This is a genomic window from Mucilaginibacter inviolabilis (genome assembly GCF_011089895.1).
Taxonomy (GTDB): domain Bacteria; phylum Bacteroidota; class Bacteroidia; order Sphingobacteriales; family Sphingobacteriaceae; genus Mucilaginibacter; species Mucilaginibacter inviolabilis.
The window spans coordinates 423,804-440,433 of record NZ_JAANAT010000005.1 but is presented as its reverse complement, the minus strand read 5'-3'; the positions used below and the strand labels follow the sequence as shown (position 1 = coordinate 440,433).

At 41.1% G+C, this 16,630-nt stretch carries 17 protein-coding genes and 1 pseudogene; 10 read left to right on the top strand and 8 right to left on the bottom strand.

The genetic code is table 11. The features are described 5' to 3' along the window. Window positions 1–20 precede the first annotated feature (20 nt). Together ftsH and rsfS are read right to left on the bottom strand one after the other, a co-directional pair. Window positions 21–2,123 (bottom strand): ATP-dependent zinc metalloprotease FtsH, encoded by a 2,103-nt coding sequence (gene ftsH, locus G7092_RS28555; protein ID WP_166095363.1) that lies wholly within the window; start codon window positions 2,121–2,123, stop codon window positions 21–23. Between the two features lie 94 nt (window positions 2,124–2,217). Next, entirely contained in the window at window positions 2,218–2,592 is a 375-nt protein-coding gene (gene rsfS, locus G7092_RS28550) for a ribosome silencing factor (RefSeq protein ID WP_166095361.1), read from the bottom strand. 47 nt (window positions 2,593–2,639) lie between these two features. On the opposite strand from rsfS, the gene G7092_RS28545 reads away from it, so the two are divergent. The 4 genes from G7092_RS28545 (at window position 2,640) to pfkA (ending at window position 6,730) form a co-directional block, all read left to right on the top strand. Then, entirely contained in the window at window positions 2,640–3,410 is a 771-nt protein-coding gene (locus G7092_RS28545) for a biotin--[acetyl-CoA-carboxylase] ligase (protein WP_166095358.1), read from the top strand. 4 nt (window positions 3,411–3,414) lie between these two features. Then, window positions 3,415–3,867 (top strand): protein-disulfide reductase DsbD domain-containing protein, encoded by a 453-nt coding sequence (locus G7092_RS28540; RefSeq protein ID WP_166095356.1) that lies wholly within the window; start codon window positions 3,415–3,417, stop codon window positions 3,865–3,867. Between the two features lie 22 nt (window positions 3,868–3,889). After that, on the top strand, window positions 3,890–5,608 hold the full coding sequence (locus G7092_RS28535) for a protein-disulfide reductase DsbD family protein (protein WP_235953963.1): 1,719 nt from the start codon (window positions 3,890–3,892) through the stop codon (window positions 5,606–5,608). A gap of 144 nt (window positions 5,609–5,752) precedes the next feature. Then, a complete protein-coding gene (pfkA, locus tag G7092_RS28530) occupies window positions 5,753–6,730 on the top strand; it encodes a 6-phosphofructokinase (RefSeq protein WP_076376636.1) in 978 nt (325 codons plus the stop codon). Between the two features lie 17 nt (window positions 6,731–6,747). Here the strand turns inward: pfkA and G7092_RS28525 are convergent, their stop codons facing one another. Further along, a complete protein-coding gene (locus G7092_RS28525) occupies window positions 6,748–8,466 on the bottom strand; it encodes a PAS domain S-box protein (RefSeq protein WP_166095353.1) in 1,719 nt (572 codons plus the stop codon). Window positions 8,467–8,513: 47 nt separating this feature from the next. Further along, complete coding sequence (locus G7092_RS28520) at window positions 8,514–9,077, bottom strand: 5' nucleotidase, NT5C type (protein WP_235953962.1); 564 nt, start codon at window positions 9,075–9,077, stop codon at window positions 8,514–8,516. A gap of 156 nt (window positions 9,078–9,233) precedes the next feature. On the opposite strand from G7092_RS28520, the gene G7092_RS28515 reads away from it, so the two are divergent. The 5 genes from G7092_RS28515 (at window position 9,234) to rplS (ending at window position 12,237) form a co-directional block, all read left to right on the top strand. Next, window positions 9,234–9,761, top strand: a complete 528-nt coding sequence (locus G7092_RS28515; RefSeq protein ID WP_166095350.1) for a 30S ribosomal protein S16 — start codon at window positions 9,234–9,236, stop codon at window positions 9,759–9,761. A gap of 97 nt (window positions 9,762–9,858) precedes the next feature. Continuing rightward, entirely contained in the window at window positions 9,859–10,386 is a 528-nt protein-coding gene (rimM, locus tag G7092_RS28510) for a ribosome maturation factor RimM (RefSeq protein ID WP_166095347.1), read from the top strand. A gap of 106 nt (window positions 10,387–10,492) precedes the next feature. After that, the gene (locus G7092_RS28505; RefSeq protein ID WP_166095345.1) at window positions 10,493–10,882 is read left to right on the top strand and encodes a VOC family protein; all 390 of its coding nucleotides are present in this window, start codon (window positions 10,493–10,495) and stop codon (window positions 10,880–10,882) included. A 95-nt stretch (window positions 10,883–10,977) separates the two neighbouring features. After that, window positions 10,978–11,652 (top strand): tRNA (guanosine(37)-N1)-methyltransferase TrmD, encoded by a 675-nt coding sequence (gene trmD / locus G7092_RS28500; protein WP_166095343.1) that lies wholly within the window; start codon window positions 10,978–10,980, stop codon window positions 11,650–11,652. A gap of 237 nt (window positions 11,653–11,889) precedes the next feature. Then, complete coding sequence (gene rplS, locus G7092_RS28495) at window positions 11,890–12,237, top strand: 50S ribosomal protein L19 (protein WP_166095341.1); 348 nt, start codon at window positions 11,890–11,892, stop codon at window positions 12,235–12,237. A gap of 636 nt (window positions 12,238–12,873) precedes the next feature. Here the strand turns inward: rplS and G7092_RS28490 are convergent. The 4 genes and pseudogenes from G7092_RS28490 to G7092_RS28475 all read right to left on the bottom strand — a co-directional run. After that, window positions 12,874–13,527, bottom strand: a pseudogene (locus G7092_RS28490) (phosphatidylserine decarboxylase family protein); the annotation flags it as partial. A 27-nt stretch (window positions 13,528–13,554) separates the two neighbouring features. Then, on the bottom strand, window positions 13,555–14,355 hold the full coding sequence (locus G7092_RS28485) for a phosphatidate cytidylyltransferase (RefSeq protein ID WP_166095340.1): 801 nt from the start codon (window positions 14,353–14,355) through the stop codon (window positions 13,555–13,557). 82 nt (window positions 14,356–14,437) lie between these two features. After that, the gene (locus G7092_RS28480; protein ID WP_166095338.1) at window positions 14,438–14,650 is read right to left on the bottom strand and encodes a putative signal transducing protein; all 213 of its coding nucleotides are present in this window, start codon (window positions 14,648–14,650) and stop codon (window positions 14,438–14,440) included. Further along, the gene (locus G7092_RS28475) at window positions 14,650–15,594 is read right to left on the bottom strand and encodes a CPBP family intramembrane glutamic endopeptidase (protein ID WP_166095336.1); all 945 of its coding nucleotides are present in this window, start codon (window positions 15,592–15,594) and stop codon (window positions 14,650–14,652) included. Before G7092_RS28475 ends, G7092_RS28480 begins: the two co-directional genes overlap by 1 nt. A 40-nt stretch (window positions 15,595–15,634) precedes the next feature. Between G7092_RS28475 and dusB the strand changes: the two genes are divergently transcribed. After that, window positions 15,635–16,627, top strand: a complete 993-nt coding sequence (dusB, locus tag G7092_RS28470) for a tRNA dihydrouridine synthase DusB (protein ID WP_166095334.1) — start codon at window positions 15,635–15,637, stop codon at window positions 16,625–16,627. Window positions 16,628–16,630 lie beyond the last annotated feature (3 nt).

Sequence of the window (16,630 nt, the reverse complement as noted above, 5' to 3'; positions counted from 1 at the left end):
CTTTATATCATTGATATTTATTAAAGTTTCGGCTCTTCCCCGTCAATTCTGGAAAGCTCTGGGTTGGTTAAGCTATCAGGAATGGCGTTGTTATCAACATCGGGGTTTAACGCAGCCTCACCATTCACAAATTTATCATAGGTGGTGCGCTCGTCAAACGGACGCTTACCCAATATCTCTTCCAGATCTGATTGAAATAGTACCTCTTTCTCTAATAGCTTCTGAGCTATCTTTTCCAATCCTTCACGTTTTTCATTCAGTAATACTTTGGTTTTTTGATAAACATCATCAACCAGTTTACGAACTTCATTATCAATCATCTCGGCAGTGGTATCAGAATAAGGTTTGTTGAACTGATATTCACCTTGTGGGTCGTAGAAAGAAACATTACCTACACTACCATTCATGCCATATATTTTGGTCATGGCATAAGCCAGTTTGGTAATGCGTTCCAAATCGCTCAGCGCACCGGTTGATATTCTGCCAAAAACAATGTCTTCGGCAACACGGCCGCCCATCGAAACGCTCATTTCATCCAGCAATTGTTCGGTAGTATATAAAAACTGCTCTTTTGGCAGATATTGGGCATAGCCCAAAGCTGCCACGCCACGTGGAACGATGGATACTTTAACCAATGGATCGGCATGTTCCAGGAACCAGCCTGCAATAGCGTGACCAGCTTCGTGGTAAGCCACGATGCGTTTTTCTTCGGGAGATATGATCTTGTTTTTCTTTTCCAAACCGCCAATAACACGGTCAATGGCATCCTGAAAATCAGTCATATCAACCGACTCTTTATTTTTACGGGCGGCAATCAAAGCCGCTTCGTTACAAACGTTAGCTATCTCTGCACCGGCAAAACCAGGTGTTTGTGCCGATAATTTTTTCGCGTCAACACCATCTGATAGTTTGATAGGCTTCAGGTGAACTTTGAAGATTTGCTCACGACCGATCAAATCCGGCTTATCAATAGATACCTGTCTGTCGAAACGACCCGGGCGTAATAACGCAGAATCCAATACATCCGGACGGTTTGTGGCTGCCAGTATAATAATACCTGAATCGGTGCCGAAACCATCCATCTCCACCAATAACTGGTTTAATGTGTTTTCACGCTCATCATTACCACCAACAATATTGTTTTTACCACGGGCTCGGCCAATGGCATCAATTTCGTCGATAAATATGATACATGGAGCCTTATCTTTTGCCTGGCGGAACAAATCACGTACACGTGACGCACCCACACCCACAAACATCTCCACAAAATCAGAGCCTGACAGCGAGAAGAATGGCACCTGGGCCTCACCAGCAACGGCTTTGGCCAATAATGTTTTACCGGTACCCGGTGAGCCTACCAGAAGAGCTCCTTTGGGTATTTTACCACCCAGATTAGTATATTTTTTAGGGTTTTTAAGGAAATCTACAATCTCCATTACCTCTTGTTTGGCTTCTTCCAAACCCGCAACATCGTTAAAAGTTACGGATACCTGCGCTTCTTTATCAAAAAGGGTAGCTTTTGATTTGCCAATATTAAATATCTGACCACCAGGGCCGCCTCCCGAGCCGCCTGACATGCGACGCATGATAAATATCCATACACCAGCAAACAGGATAACCATGATAACACCCTGCACTAACCAGTTTGATAAAAAGCTTTCATGACCTTGCTCATACTGAAGGGTTACTTTTTGATCCTCCGGCATATCTTTCTGAGCATTTGCGACAGATTGTTTCAGGCTTTCGTATGATGCATCGGTAAATGTATATTGAGGGCCGTTGTTCGTGGTATTAAACAAGCGCTGATCTTTACCTGCTTTGGCATATTGAGGTTTGCTTAAGCTTTCTTTTTTGATGTAAACTTCGGCAGTTACCAGGTCTCCGCTTTTATAGGCTATCAGTTTTTCAACGTCATTTTGTTTAAGCATCACTTCAACATCCTTGAAGGTAGTTGGTGTTCCCGAGCCGCCGCTTAAAAGAGTAGGCACCAGTAAAAATGCTAAAATAACAATGCCGTAAAGCCACATGATATTAAACTTGGGCGGTTTAGGCGGTGTTTTTTTATTAAGTATTTTCCTGATAGGTTTCGGACTTTCTGATTTATTATCTTTAATATCTTTCATTTCTTTGTTACGAGCTCAAACTTACAATCTATAATTTAAAATTTACAAAGGTTTAGTACCATGACTCAACCCGGAGGGTAATTGTGACGAAAGTTTAAGCACTTTTGTAATATTTAATCTCGGCATCACCCCACAGATCTTCTACGCCGTAAAACTCACGTTTGTCGGTTCTGAAAACGTGAATCACAACATCCACATAATCAAGTAGTATCCACTCTGCATATTCAAGACCTTCCTTGCGCCAGGGTTCCTGTTGTGTAGCTTTAAAAATTTCTTCTTCAATACTATTGGCAATAGCTTTTACCTGTGTTGATGAATCGGCATGGCAGATCACAAAATAATCCGATACCGAGCCCAATATATTCCGGAGGTCTAACCTTATAATATCATTCCCCTTTTTTTCCTGTATGCCATGTATGGCCAGCTCAGAAATATAGGCCGATTGATTTAACACTTTGTTTTTTACCATCAAAAAGAATTAGTTTTGAACGTTCTTGGGTTAAAAATTATTATACTTTGCAAAATAACATATTTTCGGGATTATTTGTTGGTCAAAATTTAGTAACAATTCAACAAGTTGACTCAACCAACACATTCCTCAAAACATTACTGTCAAATTCCAAGCCATTGCCCGAAGGTACGGTCATTATGGCAGAAAGCCAATATGCAGGCAGAGGTCAGCAGCAAAATAAATGGCATAGTGAACCTGGAAAAAACCTTACTTTCAGTATTTTACTGACACCAGAATTCTTAGCCGTAACCGATCAGTTTGATTTGAACCGCGTAGTAAGCCTAGGGGTTTATGATGCTTTGCACCCTTACCTGGGCGATGATCTTAAAATAAAATGGCCCAATGATATTTATTATGGCGACAGAAAGCTGGGCGGCATATTGATAGAAACGCATGTGCAAGGTGTTCATATCAAAGATGCTATTATTGGTATTGGCCTTAATATCAACCAGGAAAGTTTTGAATCAGGAGCAGGCAATGCTATATCCCTCAAGCAAATCTTACACAGGGATTATGATTTGAAAACAATATTGTCAGAAATTTGCGGTCATATTGAGGCATATTACCTTAATTTAAGAGCGGGTAAATTTTTGTTTGTAAGGAATACTTACTTATCCCGACTATATTGGTTAAACGAAGTAAAACCTTTCAGGTCAAATGAGGGGATTTTTGACGGAGTGATAAAAAATGTAAAAGAAAACGGGATGCTGGTTGTTGAAAATAATAACGGCCAACAAGAGTTTAGTTTAAAACAAATTGAATTTTTAAATAAATAATTAAATGAAGAAAGTACTGTTGGTAATTGTTGCATTAGTGATATGCGCAGGGGCTTATGCCCAGATCGAAACGCCGGTAAGATGGTCATACGCGGCAAAAAAGTTGAATGATAAAGAAGCCATTGTGTTTTTAAAGGCTACTATTCAACCCAGCTGGCATATTTACTCACTCAATGTTAAAGATGGCGGGCCAATAAAAACTTCGTTTGAGTTTACACCTTCAAAATTATACGCACCGGTTGGCAAACCCTCGGAGCCAACCCCGGTTACCAAATTCGAAAAAGCTTTTAATATGAATGTAAGCTACTTTGAAAAAGAAGTAGTTTTTCAACAAAAAATAAGTCTTAAATCAACCTCGGCCACAAGCGTAACCGGCAAGCTTACGTACATGACCTGTAACGACAAAAAATGTCTTCCACCGGAAGATGTTGACTTTACTATTCCTTTAGGCAAATAATTTTACCTCAAGGAAGACAGAAATGAAACTATTAAAAAAGGGCGTTTATTTACGCATAGTACTGACGACTTTAATGGTATTGGCCATTTTTTGTTCCGTTGGTGTTACACCAGCATTGGCCATACAAAAAAATAAAGTAGATACTGTATCCACTGCGGGCGTACAGTTTACGGATATCCCTACCGCTGCAGATAGCGTAGCCATCAGGAAAAAGGCAGCCGATTCGGCTGCAAAAGCTGAGGCTGTGGCTAAACAAAAAGCGCAACAGCAAAAGGTGCCATCTACAGAAAAGCCAAAAACACTTTGGCAAATATTCATATTTGGGCTCCTGGGCGGTTTTACAGCAGTGATACTGCCTTGCATATATCCATTACTGCCACTAACGGTAAGTTTTTTTACCAAAAAGAGCGGCAGCCGTAAAAAGGCCATAGGTCAATCGCTTATTTATGGGGTATCTATTATTATTATCTACGTAACCCTGGGGCTATTAATCTCTATTATTTTTGGTTCAGATGCCCTCAATCAGTTGGCAACAAACGGAATATTCAATATATTTTTCTTCTTGTTGCTTGTTGTATTTGGGGTGTCGTTCCTGGGGGCATTTGAAATCACACTGCCAAGCTCATTAGCAAACAAACTGGATGAAAATGCTGATAAAGGAGGCCTTGCTGGCATATTCTTTATGGCCTCTACGCTGGTGGTGGTGTCTTTTTCATGCACGGGGCCAATTATTGGCACTTTGCTGGTTGACGCTGCTTCCAAAGGCGACCGGCTAGGTCCTGCCGTTGGGATGTTTGGCTTTGCACTAGCATTGGCGCTGCCGTTTACCATATTCGCGCTATTCCCTTCAGCATTAAAAAGCCTTCCAAAATCCGGTGGCTGGTTAAATAGTGTAAAGGTTGTCTTGGGCTTTCTGGAACTGGCCTTCGCGCTTAAGTTTTTATCAAATGTTGATCTGGCTTATCATTGGAACTGGTTCGACAGGGAGATATTCCTCTCACTTTGGATAACTATTGGACTAATGATGGGGCTTTACCTGATTGGGAAGATAAAATTCTCACATGATAGTGATGTGAAATATCTTACTATACCCCGTATTTTTTTAGCCATTATTGTTTTTTCGTTTACCATTTATATGATACCCGGCTTATGGGGAGCGCCGCTTAAAGTTATCAGTGGATTTTTGCCACCACCGGCTACGCAGGATTTTGATCTTACCAGATCGACAGGAGGGGGAAATGCCGCTCCGGAACAAAAGGTTTCTATAAAAGAAAAAAAATACGAAGCGATTTTTGCCCGGGGGAAACACGAAGGTTTGAATGAATGGTATGATTACGAACAGGCACTGCAGGTATCGAAAGAATTAAAAAAGCCAATATTGATTGATTTTACCGGTTGGAACTGTCCTAATTGTCGTAAAATGGAGAATGATGTATGGCCCGATGCTGGTGTACGTAAACGAATGCAAAATGATTTTGTGTTGCTTGAGCTTTATGTTGATGAAAAAACAGCACTTCCTACATCTGAATTTTATACATCTACATTCAGCGGGAAAAAAATCACCAATATTGGTGCTAAAAATAGCGACTACGAAGCAACGAAATTTAGCACAAACTCGCAGCCTTATTATGTAATAATGGATAGTGAAGGTAATTTACTGGTTCCGCCGCAGGGAGCCAATTTTAGCGTTGATAACTATATTAAGTTTTTAGATAGTGGTCTCGCTGCTTTCAAAAAGTAGACCCGACGTTAGAAAATAAAATGTAAATTCGCGGCAAGTTTTAAAGCTTAGCCGCGTTTTTATTTAAGGGCAACTTTAAAATACTTAATTAAATTATTCAATTTTTTAAAGGTAGGGCCCCTAATGCCCGTATCAGTATAAAAAATGACGCAGATTAAAAACATCGGACTTTTTACTTCAGGTGGCGACGCGCCGGGAATGAACGCTGCCATCAGGGCGGTTGTACGTACGGCTATATATTATGATATTGCAGTTACCGGTATACGCCGCGGTTATGATGGTATGACCAAAGGCGATTTTATACCGATGAACCGTAAATCGGTTTCAAATATTATACAGCGGGGCGGAACTATCTTGAAAACAGCCCGCTGCGATAATTTCAGAACCCCCGAAGGTCGCAAACAAGCATATGACCAATTAAAAAAACATAATGTTGATGCCTTGGTAGCCATTGGCGGTGACGGTACTTTTACCGGTGCTAAGGTGTTTGGCAGTGAATACGACATCCCGGTGATTGGCTTACCTGGTACCATTGATAATGATTTGATGGGTACCGATTTTACCATAGGTTATGATACAGCTATTAATACGGTTGTTGAAGCGGTGGATAAGATCAGAGATACAGCAGAATCACATGATAGATTGTTTATTGTTGAAGTAATGGGCCGCGACTCTGGGCTGATCGCTTTGCGCACAGGTATTGCTGCCGGTGCAGAAGCCATTCTGATACCCGAAAGCAAAGGTGGCATGGAAGGTTTATTTAATCGCCTGGAGCATGGTCGTAAAGATAAAACCTCCCGGATTGTTATTGTAGCAGAGGGCGAAGAAGCTGGCGGTGCTTTTGAGGTTGGGCGTTTGGTTCAGGAAAAATTTCCTCATTATGATACCCGTATCTCGATATTAGGGCACATACAACGCGGCGGTGCACCAAGCTGTATGGACAGGGTATTGGCAAGCCGGGTAGGCGCTGCCGCAGTTGAAGCTTTAAGAGATGGCCATCGTAATGAAATGATAGGTATTATTCATAACGAAATAGCTTATACACCGTTTGAGCACGCTATAAAACACCACATCGAGATCAATCCTAACCTGTTAAAACTGGTTGAGATATTGTCAATGTAGCCATATAATCTCTTGTATTATTTCCCTGTAAAGGTGTGATCAACAATGAGGCGTATTACATCGTCAATTTCGGTGCTTACAATGTGCAGATAATCCATAATTTGTTTGTTTTCGGGATTGTTGGGGTTTTCTCTGTCCATAATATTGATAAGACCCAGCATGCTTGCAACGGGTCTTCTTAACTCATGGGAGCTTAGCGAGGCAATATTGCGCATGCGTTTATTTTGACTCAGTAGTTCCTGTTCGGTTTTAAGTCTCTCCGATATATCATGGGCAAAACACCCAACACCTTTGATTTCTCCACTGGATGAAAAAATAGGGTTAAAACTTACTTCATAAAACGCTGGGTTTTTGGCTTCATCATCAACACTTTCTAAAACAAGCGTATAATTTTCACCGTTTAACGACCGCTGGTAATAGGCCGCCCATTCATCAATAACTTCCTGCGGAAAGCCCATATCTTTATAAGAATACTCTCCTTTTTGAGGCGCTATGCCGGTCATTGCTTTTATTTGAGCTATATAGGCATTGTTCATGTAAACATAACGGAGATCTGTATCTACCGACCATATTTTATCATTCGTGTTGTTGATCAATGCTTCCAGGTTGTTCTTAGTCCATAAAGCTTCCTCCTGCGCACGCATCTCATAAGTAATGTTTTTGGCGAATACAGTTATGCCTTCGGCAGATGGATAAACTGCTGTGCGGAACCATTTGTTCAATGGGGCAAAATATACCATGAACTTTACGCTCTCCTGTTTGGTTTGTGCTTCACGATAAGCGGTCTCAAAAGGGGTATTAATAAGCTGAGGGAATAAATCCCATATTACTTTACCTAATAATTGGGAGCGGAGCTTTCCCCATATTTTTTCAAACGCGGCATTTACCCGCACAAACCGCCAATCGTTGTCAATAATAAAAAACGAGTCGGTTATACTTTCAATAAAAGTATCCAATTTCTGAGCTGTGTCCCTGATCTCGGCTTCTACCTTAATCTTTTCTGTTACATCGTGGCCAATGCCCTGGACCTCACATACCTCACCTTTTTCATTAACCACAGATATCAACTCCCATTCGGTATCAAGCAGATTTCCCAGCATATCTGGTTTTTTATGCAGTAATGAAACCACCTTGCCAGGGTTGTGTAAACACTCCATAAAGGCATTCTCGCATAAATGAGCATCCTCCGGTAAGCTTGTTACAGAAAAATGCTTACCTAAGATATCTTTGGCCTCATATCCCAGTGTTTTTAAATATTGCTTATTAACAAAAGTATAATTCCCATCGATGCCTATCCGTATTAAAAAACTGGTTTGAGAATCAATGAGGGAGTTTAAGAATTGTTGGCTATGTTCGGCCCCCGTTGTTGCTGCTGTAAAGCAGTTGGGTTTAACAGATGTTTCTTTAATAGTGCTTAATAATATTTTATGCCCGGTAGCCTCATCGGTAATAAGGCTCTTTTTATCAGTTATATTTTTAGTGATTTGCTGTGGGGTGGTTATCTGATAGTTTAACTCAATGCTGTTGTTTTCGGCGAGATTATTAATAAGGGATATTATACCGGCAAGGTGTTTTTTTTCGATCAGATTATTCCACGCATCCTTATTTTGATAGAGTTCCTGTGGCGTTACACCCAAAATATTGTCAATACCAGGCCCTATAAACAGATACTTTTGCTCATGGGTATCATAAGCAAGTACGCAATCAACAGCGTTAATAGTTGTATGGTTTAACATACTATAAATTAATGGTAAGGGGGGCTACCATTTTAAATATAGGATATTTATTTCAAAGTTTGTTCATCATGTTCACGTAATAATTTAGTTGCAACATCATTCCAGTTATTAACACGCTCAAAATCGTTGATTAAAAGGTTGTGCGGGGAGCTGAATAACAACTTACGTCCTTTAAATGTTACAAAATTCTTGATCCGGTCATCAATCATCACGTCAACATCTAAAATCTTGTGCCCGCAAAAAATAATATTAGTCCAGGAAATAAAAGGGAAATGCTCATTAAGCCAATCCAGCTTATCTTCTAAAGAGTGCTTGAACTCCATTGCGGCTGATGCAATATATACATCATACTTCTCGTGCAGTGCCTTTACCACTTCCTGGCACCCCGGCATCACTGGCAAATCGCGAAAAAAGCCCCTTTCATTGATGTACTCTCGCATGCTGTTGCTTAAGTGTGGCGGGAGTATTTCCCTGAACTCCTTACCATGCATATCGCCCAAAGATATTTTGGTTTGGTGCCGTTCATCATAAAGGGTAATAAATTTGGCAATAGTATCGGCCATTACCTCGTCCATATCAATAGCTATACGTAATTTTCTGTTTAAGCTCATGGCCCTGAAATTGCAATTTTTTTCAATTACCTCATAACCCCGTTTGGGTTAAATAAATAATTAATTACAAGGCTTTTAATTTATTACAAATAATTTATACCTTTGCATCCCCGCAGAAAGTACTCCGGGGACATGTTGAATACATAAAAAGAAAAAATGGCAACTAAGATCAGACTGCAAAGACACGGTAAAAAAGGCAAACCTTTTTACTACATCGTAGTAGCAGATGCCCGCGCTCCACGCGACGGTCGTTTCATTGAGCGTTTAGGTTCATACAACCCAAACACCAATCCTGCAACTATCGACATTAACTTCGACAAAACTTTAGAGTGGGTTAACACAGGTGCCCAGCCAACAGATACTTGTCGCGCTATCCTTTCATACAAAGGTGTGCTTTACAAAAAACACTTAGAAGGTGGTGTTAAAAAAGGTGCTTTAACCGAAGAACAAGCTGCAGCTAAATTTGCAGAGTGGACCGAGCAAAAAGACGGTAAGATCAGTGGTAAAAAAGCTGGTTTAGTATCAGCAAAAGACGAAGCGCGTAAAGCTGCTTTGGCTGCTGAAGCTAAAAAGAAAGAAGAAAAAGCTGCTGCAATTGCTGCTAAAAATGCTCCTGTTGCAGAAGAGGAAGCACCGGCTGAAGAAGCTGCTGCTGAAACAGACGCTGCTGAAAGCGCAGAATAATTTTTTTGAAGAAGTAAGGAATATAAAGCCTCGCTTCTCAACTCTTATCAAAGGCGAAGCAAAACAGCTTCGCCTTTGTTTTTAAAAGCTATTTTTTATGAAAACCGAAGATTGTTTCCGGGTAGGTAGTATATTAAAAACCAAAGGCCTCAAAGGCGAAATGCAGATATATGTTGATTTCGATGGCCTGGATGCCATTAAATTCGATGCCTTGTTTGTGGATATAGCAGGCAAGCTGATTCCTTATTTTGTTGCCTCGATTAAATATCTGCAAAAAAACAATGCCTATTTATATCTGGAGGATGTAGATACTATTGAAAAAGCAGCCATGCTGGTAAAAAAAGACATTTATTTGCCCAACAAGCTGAAGCCAAAAAAGAAAAAAAGCGAATTTACCCTGAACGATGTCAAAGGCTTTATTGCCGTTGATGAAACCCATGGCGAACTGGGCGAGATTTTAGAAGTACAGGAATACCCGCAACAGCTTATTGCCATTGTTCAATATCAAAACAAAGAGGTGATGTTTCCATTGAACGTGGATATTATAAAAGGTATTGACGTTGAAGGCGGTGAGATTTATGTCGACCTGCCTGAGGGGCTGCTGGATGTTTATTTGTCCGAATAGTTTTTTAGAGTAAGGATAACAGATATTGAAAGCCTATGGAAACATAGGCTTTTTTCATTGCCAAGATTTTTTATGCTTAAATTAGGGGTGACGTAATCAATCTGTTATGCAAAGTAAACCAATCTTCGCCCCGCAATTGGTTATTCCTAACGGAGTAACCGATATCAGTTTTTATATCAAAGCGTTTGGCGCTGTTGAGTTGCGACGTTTTAGTGGTGATGACGGTACTATTCATGTATCGGAATTAAGTATAAATGGAGCTTTGTTTCACTTGCACGAGCAAACGCAGCATTCAACAGCCGTAAGTCCGGATAAATACCACGCTACCACGGTAACCATTGGTCTTTTTGTAGAAGATGTACACGCGGTAGTTGCTCAGGCCGAAGCTGCCGGAGCCACCGTAAGATCGGCAGTGCAGGACTATGATTATGGCTACCGACAAGGGGAAGTGGTAGATCCTTTTGGGCATCACTGGCTGATTGAAAAAGCTATTTGATTTTTGAAGATCAAAAAGAACAGTACTTCCTGGGTCTTGATTCCTGGCTCTTATTTCTATCGAATCATCTGCACATTGATTTACTATCTTTGCACATGCGTTTTGATATTATATCCGTTTTGCCCGACTTGTTGATAAGTCCGTTTGCACACTCCATTTTACAGCGAGCCCAAAAAAAGGGCATCGCCGAAATTTATGTGCATAACCTGCGTGATTATTCCACCAGCAAACAAAAAAGCGTTGATGATTACCCCTATGGCGGCGGCAGTGGTATGGTAATGACTATCCCTCCGTTTGCAGCTTGTATAGAAAAACTAAAAGCCGAGCGAGAGTATGATGAGATCATCTTCATGTCGCCCGATGGCGAACGCCTGAACCAGGCCATCGCTAACCAGCTTTCTATAAAAGGTAATGTCATTATTTTATGCGGACATTATAAAGGTATTGATCAGCGCATCCGTGACATTTACGTTACCCGCGAAATTTCCATTGGCGATTATGTGCTATCGGGTGGAGAGCTGCCTGCCGCCGTACTGGTAGATGCCGTAGTGCGCCTGATTCCTGGTGTGCTGAGTGATGAAACATCGGCACTGAGCGATTCCTTCCAGGATGATATGCTCGATGCTCCGGTATACACCCGCCCCGCCGACTGGAATGGTTATAAGGTGCCCGATATCTTGCTGAGCGGCAATACTCCCGAAATTGAAAAATGGCGCTTTGAGCAGGCGCTTGAACGTACCAAAACCCGCAGGCCCGATCTGTTGGAGTAGATGAGGGAGTTGATGGAATTAGATTGGGTTGATGAAATTGGCTTTAGTTGTTTCTTGATTTTTTTATAATTGCTAACCACTCTCTTAATCAACAAAATCAACTAAAAACCACCCGCATTTTGTTAGTAAAAAACAAAATGTGGAAATTTTTAAAATACACTTTTATATATTAAAAAAAATCCCTATAATTGCAATCCGATTTTTACGGGCTAAAAATCGCTTTAAGAGCTAAAAATCATGGATTTAGTAAAATTTGTTGAAGAGCAATCAGTAGAAAAAAAGCAGTTTCCTTCCTTTAAGGCTGGTGATACTGTAAGTGTACATTATAAAATCAGAGAAGGAAATAAAGAACGTGTTCAGCTTTACCAAGGTGTTGTTATTCAACGTAACAGTGCAGGTACTACTGAAACATTTACCGTTCGTAAAGTTTCAAACGGCATAGGTGTAGAGCGTATCTTCCCTATCAACTCTCCAAACATTGATAAAATTGAAGTGAACAGCGTAGGTAAAGTACGTCGTTCTAAACTATACTACCTGCGTGCCCTTACTGGTAAAGCAGCTCGTATCAAATCAAAAAGAGTTTAATTTTCCTTCTCCGTTTATAACGGAAAAGTATTTGATATTGCAAAGGCCTTTCTGGATATTTATCCGGGAAGGCCTTTTTTATGGCAAAAATTTCATTTTTACCCTGTTTGTCATGCTGAATGTAGTGAGGTATTTATCTGCTACATGCATGTTTGATGATCACCTCCCCCTCCACGCGTCATTGCGAGGAACGAAGCAATCTCTATGCTATACAGAGCATAATGATAAGTTTAAACTAAGAAAGCTGATCTGCTTTCGTAGAGATTGCTTCGTGCCTCGCAATGACGTGATGGTGTAGAGTGTAAGTGATGAGTAAACGCAAAAAAAGCCGGTCATAAACCGGCTTTAACTCTATATCGTAATAAATGATTACTCCTTTTTGCCTTTTGGTTTGGATACCTTAGCTGCAGTCGGTTTTTTGGGTGCAGCTTTCTTTACGGGTTTTTGGGGTTCTTCTGTTTTGGGGTGATCTATCACCAATGGCAATTCACCTTGATGGGCCTCATTTTCAATTACAGTTGGCTCTTCTTCGGCGATTTGCTCTGCAATAGGCGCAGAAGCGGTTAATGACTCCATTGATACCGGTTTGATAGCGGCACGCTCTTCGGTAGTGGTAACTGCTGTTAGTGCGCTGGGCAGCTCAGCCAATACGGTACGGCCACCTTTAACTACGTCGCCAATGTTTACCAATATTTTAGAACCCAGAGGTAAAAATACATCCACCCTTGAACCAAACTTAATAAAACCAAATTGCTGACCTTGTTCAACAATATCACCTTCCTTTACATACCATACAATACGGCGGGCCAGAGCGCCAGCTATTTGCCGGAATAGTACCGATACGCCTTCGCTGTTTTGAACAACAACAGTGGTACGCTCGTTTTCGGTTGATGATTTAGGATGCCAGGCTACCAGGTATTTACCTTTATGATATTTAAAATAACTTACCACACCCGCTATTGGATTACGGTTCACATGCACATTTACGGGCGACATAAAAACCGATAACTGGATGCGCCTGTCTTTCAGGTATTCGGTTTCGTCAGCCTCTTCAATCACCACAACTTTACCATCGGCAGGGCAAAGTACGGTGGTTTCGTCTGTGCTGATATCAAAAAACGGACTGCGGAAAAACTGCACAATAATTACAAACAGCAGGAATGATAAAATGTATACAATCCATTTTAATGCGTGTGCCTGCGGTAGGTAGAACTGTATCAATGCATTTAGTACAAAAATAAATAGTACAGTTATGGCCAGTGAAGTATATCCTTCTTTATGAAAAGTCATAGTATGGGGTTATTTATTACAAAACTACTAATTTGAAATGAAGTACAGGTAGGCATAAACAATTGGGGCGGCTAATAAAAGCCCGTCGAACCTGTCGAGCAAGCCCCCATGACCGGGCAATATCCCGCCGCTGTCCTTCACGTTGATGCTCCGTTTAAACATAGATTCTACCAAATCGCCCATGGTACCGAAACATGATATTAAAACAGCTATGCTTACCCATTGTTTCCAGGAAAGCTCAACATAATAATGACTCATGATTAATGCCGCCGCTGCGCTGATCACCACGCCGCCAAAAAATCCCTCCCAGGTTTTCTTGGGCGAATGGCGCTCAAAAAGCTTGGTGCGTCCAAACGCACGACCGGCCAGATAGGCTCCGGTATCGTTACTCCACAGCATAATTAAAAAGCCCATGGGAAGGTGGAAATTAAAATGGCCATTCATAAAAGCCATGGCATGGAAAAACAAAAATGGTATAACCGCCAAAAGGATCCCCAAGAAAGTGAAGCCCAAATTGCTGAACGGTGCAGGCGATTTTTTATACAACTCCTGTATATAAACCGCGCTTAGAGTTACCGGCAACAAAAAGATAAACTTCCAGGCCGGGAAATAACACTGGGCCGCGAAAAACAGGAAAACCAGGAAGCCATTGATCAAACCGCTTTCGCGACTGGGCTTAAAACCACCTTCGCGCACCAGCTTGTAAAATTCAAACAGGCAAAACGAGGTGAGAATCAGGTAAAATGCACTGAATACATAAGAGCCCAACAAAACGGAGCCCAGCATTACAATAACAAAAAAGAAGCCGGTAATGGCGCGTACTTTCATTAATTTTGAATTAGTGATTTTTGAATAATCGGGATGCTCCCAAAATCGTTGTTCTTTGTTCCAAAAGTCCTTGCTCCAAAAATCATAAACTAATTTGATTGAGGATCATGATCTCGATGGCTTTGCTAAAATCCTCCTGGTGAATGTATACTTCGATATTGCCAAAGGCCTTATGTGATGAATCTTGCTTGTTGATCAAAACGGTATCAATATGATGGCCCGTAAGCACTTGCTTAACAATTTCTGATTGATAAAAATTGGATGAAGTAAAAATTTTGATCCAGCCTTTTTCCATTAAAAATTAAACATGGGCTTTTTGAGCGCTATATTCCTGTATATATAAAGCAAAATTAAAATAAATATTAAGCTAAAGACATAGGCGCCATAATTAAATACATGCTGATTATCGGGATTAAGACTAATGGCTTTATGTTGGTACAGGTAAGTAATAACCACGGCCGAGCCATTATTTAAAAAATGGGCCCAAACGCCGGTCCAGACGCTGCCACTCCAGGCTACAAAATAACCAAAGAAAACACCAAGGGCCACACGTGGTAAGAACGAAAAGAATTCCATATGAAATGCACTGAATGCAATGGCGGTGATCCAGATAGCTGCATGGGTATTGCCGGTCCATTTAACAAATATGGTTTGAAGGCATCCTCTGAATAAAAATTCCTCAGCAATAGCGGTGAGCAAGCCAACAACAAATACTGCAAAAAGCATGGAGCCGAAAGAGTTCATGGTTAACATAGCATTGGTGGCCTTTTGAGCCTGCTGTTCCATTGCACGCATAATATCTTCCAGGCCTTTAAGCGGAGCCGGGAGAGTTAGCTTTTGATTGATGTTAACTAGCACTTCCATCACTGGCGAAGAAAATAACATAATGGAAAATACCAGCAGCAATAAAATAGACGGAAAATGAAAGTTTACCTTTAAATAATTTGACGTATCGCTAACAATAAATTTGGCAAAAAGAACCGGAACAACAAATAAGGGAATCGTGGTGCTTACTATTTGTAATATCCAAAGACCAGGTATGGTATTTTTGTTGGTAAGATTAAAACTCCCTACATCGGTGAGGGTTTTAGATCCATATATGACCCAAATGATACCGAATGCCAGCAATCCAAATATGATTAATGAAAGTATGGTACCTGCAATTAAAATGATTAATTGCACTGATGGATGTGTTTGTGTTTGATTAGGCGTAAGCTCCTTGCCGGGTTCTTTTATCATTTGGAGTAAAATTCGTATTTTTGCAACGCTAAAGATAAGCATGTCTGTACAAATAGGAAATATTGATTTAGGAGAGTTCCCGCTGTTGCTGGCGCCGATGGAAGATGTGAGCGATCCTCCCTTCCGTTACGTGTGCAAGCAAAACGGCGCGGATATGATGTACACGGAGTTTATCTCGTCTGAAGGACTGATCCGTGATGCGGCTAAGAGTCGTCAGAAACTGGATATATTTGAGTATGAACGCCCTATAGGCATCCAGATATTTGGCAGCGATATTGACCACATGCGTGAGGCTACCGAAATAGCCACGCTGGCCAAACCCGATTTGATGGATATCAATTATGGCTGTCCTGTAAAACAGGTAGCCTGCCGTGGTGCCGGTGCCAGTTTATTGCAGGATATTGACAAAATGGTAGCCATGACTAAGGCCGTGGTTGAAGCCACACATCTGCCCGTAACCGTAAAAACGCGCCTGGGCTGGGATGATAATACCAAAAACGTATACGAAGTTGCCGAACGCCTGCAGGATGTGGGGATAAAAGCCCTCACTATTCATGGCCGTACCCGCGCGCAAATGTATAAAGGAGTAGCCGATTGGGCGTTAATACGTGATATTAAGAAAAACCCCCGCATCAAGATCCCGATATTTGGTAATGGCGATATTGATTCGCCGGAGAAAGCCGCTAATTGGCGCATGGAATTTGGTGTTGATGGTATGATGATAGGCCGTGCTGCTATTGGTTATCCCTGGATTTTTCGGGAAATCAAGCATTTCTTCGCTACCGGCGAGCACCTGGATAAGCCAACCATTACCGAGCGTATTGCTGCTTGTACCACCCATTTACAGAAATCAATTGAGTGGAAAGGACCTAAAACAGGCGTTTTTGAGATGCGCAGGCATTACTCTAACTATTTTAAAGGCATCGAAAATTTTAAGGAATACCGCATGAAACTGGTAACCGCCGGTACTTTAGAGGAGCTCTACGAAATTTTAGCAGAAATTGACGAAAAATATGCTGTTGAGATGGCGTAATAT